The organism is Candidatus Ruminimicrobium bovinum, assembly GCF_902760015.1.
GTDB classification, from domain to species: Bacteria; Elusimicrobiota; Endomicrobiia; order Endomicrobiales; family Endomicrobiaceae; genus Ruminimicrobium; species Ruminimicrobium bovinum.
In genome coordinates, this window is the sequence record NZ_CACWEU010000097.1 from 1 (window position 1) to 4,694 (window position 4,694).

General features: G+C 34.9%; 5 protein-coding genes. All 5 read right to left on the minus strand.

The window, feature by feature from the left end:
• Window positions 1-248: 248 nt before the first annotated feature.
• Window positions 249-1,598: an acetyl-CoA carboxylase biotin carboxylase subunit gene (accC, locus tag ACMUOV_RS03580; RefSeq protein ID WP_413853746.1), complete on the minus strand. Its 1,350-nt coding sequence runs from the start codon at window positions 1,596-1,598 to the stop codon at window positions 249-251.
• 12 nt (window positions 1,599-1,610) lie between these two features.
• On the minus strand, window positions 1,611-2,021 hold the full coding sequence (locus tag ACMUOV_RS03585; RefSeq protein WP_413853747.1) for an acetyl-CoA carboxylase biotin carboxyl carrier protein: 411 nt from the start codon (window positions 2,019-2,021) through the stop codon (window positions 1,611-1,613).
• A gap of 128 nt (window positions 2,022-2,149) precedes the next feature.
• Window positions 2,150-2,713, minus strand: a complete 564-nt coding sequence (efp, locus tag ACMUOV_RS03590; RefSeq protein WP_413853748.1) for an elongation factor P — start codon at window positions 2,711-2,713, stop codon at window positions 2,150-2,152.
• A 17-nt stretch (window positions 2,714-2,730) separates the two neighbouring features.
• Window positions 2,731-3,609 (minus strand): hypothetical protein, encoded by an 879-nt coding sequence (locus tag ACMUOV_RS03595; protein ID WP_413853749.1) that lies wholly within the window; start codon window positions 3,607-3,609, stop codon window positions 2,731-2,733.
• An 80-nt stretch (window positions 3,610-3,689) separates the two neighbouring features.
• Window positions 3,690-4,694 (minus strand): Asp-tRNA(Asn)/Glu-tRNA(Gln) amidotransferase subunit GatB (gene gatB / locus ACMUOV_RS03600; protein ID WP_413853750.1); only part of this gene is annotated, 1,005 nt, incomplete at its 5' end.

Consider the following 4,694-nt stretch of genomic DNA (forward strand, 5'->3'; position numbering starts at 1 on the left):
ATTTTCTTGGCTTAGTGCTTAGAGCTTAGAGTTTTCGGTATTTTTCGCTAAGGCGAAAAATCTAATTATTTATCAAAAATCGCATAGCGATTTTTACAACAAACTCCTCAGCCCTCAGCTCTCAACTCTCAGCATTCTTAATTTCAAACGAATGGCGACACTGAGTGCAAAAAAGAGAATTGTTAAAAGAACTAACTACAAACAACTTGGATTCCCGACAGAGACATTCGGAAATGACAAACCGAATATCAATTATTAAAAATGTACTTTGCCAAGAAATCCGTACAAACCTTTCCCTTATGGAATTCTTTATTTTCCATAATTTTCATATATAGAGAAGAAGTGTTTCTTATACCTTCTATTTGAATTTCTTTTAATGCACGCTGCATCCTGACAATTGCCTCTTGCCTATCCGCACCGTGTGCAATAATTTTTGCTATTAAACTGTCGTAAAAAGGAGGTATGGTATAACCTGAATAAACATTTGTATCAACCCTTATTCCCGGTCCGCCGGGTAAATATAAAAATCCTATTTTACCGGGTGAAGGAATAAAATCTTTTGTAGGGTCTTCGGCATTTATTCTGCATTCTATTGCATGCCCGTTTATTTTTATGTTGCTTGAATCAAATGATAATTTTTCACCTGCGGCAAGTTTAATTTGTTCTTTAACCAAATCAATACCGGTAACAACTTCGGTTATGGGATGTTCAACTTGGATTCTTGTATTCATTTCCATAAAATAAAAATGCGAATGTTTATCTACCAAAAATTCAACAGTTCCTACGGTGACATAACCTACTGCCTGCGCTGCACTTTGTGCGGCTTTACCCATCTTTTTTCTTAAACTTTCATCTATAAAAGAAGAAGGACTTTCTTCTATAAGTTTTTGATGCCTTCTTTGTATTGAACAGTCTCTTTCCGGTAAATAAACTACCTTACCGTACATATCACCCAAAATTTGAAATTCTATATGATGCGGTTCTTCAATATATTTTTCCATATAAACATCAGGGTTACCGAAGTTGGCTTTTGCTTCACTTTGTGCCATTATTATGGAATTTTGAAGAGCTTCCGGGCTTACCACAACCCTCATACCTTTACCGCCGCCGCCGGCAGTTGCTTTTATTATAACCGGGTAACCTATTTTTTCCGCCATATCAAATATTTTCGGATCATCTGCAGATATCGGACCGTCCGAACCGGGAACAACCGGAACTTTTGATTTTATCATTAAATTTCTTGCGGTTATTTTGTCTCCCATTTTTTCTATAGAGTGTTTTTTAGGTCCTATAAAAGTAATTCCGCAGGTTTCGCAAACTTCGGCAAAATATGTATTTTCCGACAAGAAACCGTAACCGGGATGAATTGCATCGGCACCCGTAATTTCCGCTGCGGATATTATACTTGGAATATTTAAGTAACTCTCACTTGAAGATGCAGGACCTACACAAACGGATTCGTCTGCCATCTTAACATGCATGGATTCTTTATCAACTTCCGAATGTATAGCAACCGTTTTCACACCCAATTCCCTTGCAGCTCTTATAATTCTGCAAGCTATTTCACCTCTGTTTGCTATTAATATTTTTTTAAACATTAACTTTTTCTCCTATTTAACATCGGATGTATCTACCAAAAACAATTCCTGTCCGTACTCAACCGTTTGTCCGTTTTGAATACAAACTTTAACAACTTTTCCCGATGTTGTGGCTATCACATCTTTATTGACTCTCATTGCTTCTATCGTTCCTATTTTTTGACCGACCTCAACACGTGTTCCTTCAACAACAAAAGGAGGTCTGTCATTAGAAGGGGAACTGTAAAAAGTACCGACCATATTCGATTTAATCGGAACAATAGGGGATTTTTTAACCGCAACTTTTTCCTCGATTACGGGTTGTTTAACGGTTACTTCACTTTTTTTTAAATATACCGATGTATCATCTGTTTCAAACTCCATTTCCTCGATATCGGTATCTCTTATGGATTCTAAAAACTTTTTTATTTCGTTGGAATTCATAAACATCTCCAAAAATTTACTTTGTAAATTTTTAGTTTAGAGCTGATGGCTGAGCCGTGGACTTCGTCCATTCAGCTGAGAAGTTTTCAGTATTTTTTAAACTTTTCAGCTTTTTATCAGCTTTTCAACTAACCCTGGACTCTTTCTACATATTCACCGGTTCTTGTATCAACTTTTATTCTGTCACCTTCTTTTATAAAAAGAGGAACTTTTATTTCGGCACCTGTTTCAATTTTTGCAAATTTTGTTAAATTTGTAACGGAATCACCTTTTATACCCGGCTCTGCTTCAATAATAGTCATTTCAACAATTAAAGGCATATCTATACCTATAATGTCGTCTTCCAAATATATTACATCTATTTCCTGGTTTTCTTTTAAGTAAATTTCTTTGCCGTCTAATTTTTCTTTTGGTATTGCAACTTGTTCATAAGTATTCATATCCATAAAATTATAGTCGTCACCATCGGCATATAAAAATTGTTTTTTATTTCTTGTTACCGATAATTCTTCAAAGCGTTCGCCTGATTTGAAAGTTCTGTCAATAGTCCCGCCTTTTTTAACATGTCTTAATTTAACTCTCATAACAGCCCCGCCTTTACCGGGTTTATGATTTTGGAACCAAACTATTTGATAGGGCTCGTTATCAACTACAATTACTAAACCGTTTCTGAAATCGGATGTAGATACCATTTTTTTCTCCTTCCTTTTTATTCTACAACAGCGGCTTTCTTGAAGAAAGTGCTGTAAGACAATGAAATTCCCGTATACCAGTTATCTGCAACTCTGTTATATCTTTGAGCTGCGGCACAATAATAATTAATAAACGGAGCAACTGAAATATTATTCCATAATTTTATATCAAGTCTTGCTTCGACTTCTATTTCATAATCCAAATCACTTATTTTTTCTTCCGAATAAGACATATAATCTCTATAGTATGACCAACATACAAATTTCACTCCTTCTCTGATATCAGCTTCTGCCCTAAAACCGGCTTCAAAAGCCGTATTTGTGGATTCCGGCTCATAAGTAAAATCTTTTTCAACTACATAAGCGGCATATAATTGTTTTAAATATTTTCCTTCAAACAGCTTTGCACCGGCTTTTCCTCTTAATACTTTTTTTAACTTTTGTCCGTTTGAAGCATCAAATTGAGTTTCATAACCTATGTTTGCAAAAGGTCCGGCTTCAAACCCGCCTAAAAAATTGTCTACTTTCCATAATCTGTAAGTTAAATCCGTTGTAAGTAAAATTTTATTTGCGTTTTCGGTTATAAGTTCTTCTTTATCAACAGGTCTGACATAAGTTTTTCCGTATTCACCGAGTAAAGTATTTGACCAAAAAAGTTTTGAGGCAAAGTAATTTGCGGCAAAATCCAATTTCCCCTGTATTAAAGTTTGGGAATCGGTAGTTAGTCTTGAAGATGTAAAAGTATCCGAAGAGTTATGAACTTCCGTACTTGTTATACTAAGAGACAACTGTTTTAACTCAACTTCCCATCCTGCTTTTTTACCGTCTGCAAAAACAAAAACAGGTAAAGCAAGCGCTATAGCAACCAAAATTATAAATTTTTCCGTAAAAAACATAAATGCCCTCCAAAAAAATATAACAGTATTATTATATCAATTTACAATACCAACTGCAATAAAGTTTGCTTTGTATTTTTTTATTTATTCAAAAGTTCGGCTAATGTTTTATTTACCATTTGCGGATTTGCTTTGCCTTTTGATTTTTTCATTACCGCACCAACCAATGCACCGATGGCGGATTTTTTACCGGATTTGTAATCTGCAACTATTTTTGCATTTTCATTTATTGCTTCCCGGCAAACTTTAACAATTTCACCCGCATCGGAAATTTGAACAAGCCCTTTTTCTTTAACTATCACTTCCGGATCTTTGTTATCTTTAAACATATCCTCAAAAATTGTTTTTGCTATCTTGCCCGATATTGTTCCTTTTGAAATAAGTATAACAAGTTTACCTATATTTTCAGGTGAAATAGGTGATTCTTTAATAGTTAATTTTGAATTATTCAATTTACCGAGAAGTTCGGTAATAATCCAATTTGCGACCGTTTTAGCACAGTCTTTTGTTCCTTTATTTGCAGTAGCAAGAGCTGTTTCGTAATAATCGGCAAGCGCTTTGTCCGATATTATTATATTTGTGTCATATTCGGAAAGGCCTAAATCGTTAATAAGTCTTGCTTTCCTTGCTTCCGGTAATTCCGGAATATTATTTTTAATATTATTTATAAATTCATCATCTAAATTAACGGGAACCAAATCGGGATCGGGGAAATATCTGTAATCGTGGGCATTTTCTTTTGATCTCATTGATTTTGTTACTTTTTCATTCGGGTCCCAAGTTCTTGTTTCCTGAATAACTCTGCTGCCCGACTCTACAACTTCAATTTGTCTTTCGACTTCATAAGAAAGTGCTTCCTGAACACCTGAAATTGAATTCATATTTTTAAGTTCGGCTTTTGTTCCGAATTCCTTTTGTCCGAAAGGTCTTATACTGATATTTGCATCACATCTGAATTTTCCCTCTTCCATATTACAATCGGATGCTTCAACGTATTCAATTAAATTTTTAAGTGCTTCCAAATAAGCGGCTGCTTCCTGCGGAGACCTCATATCAGGTTCGGAAACAATTTCCATTAAAGGAAC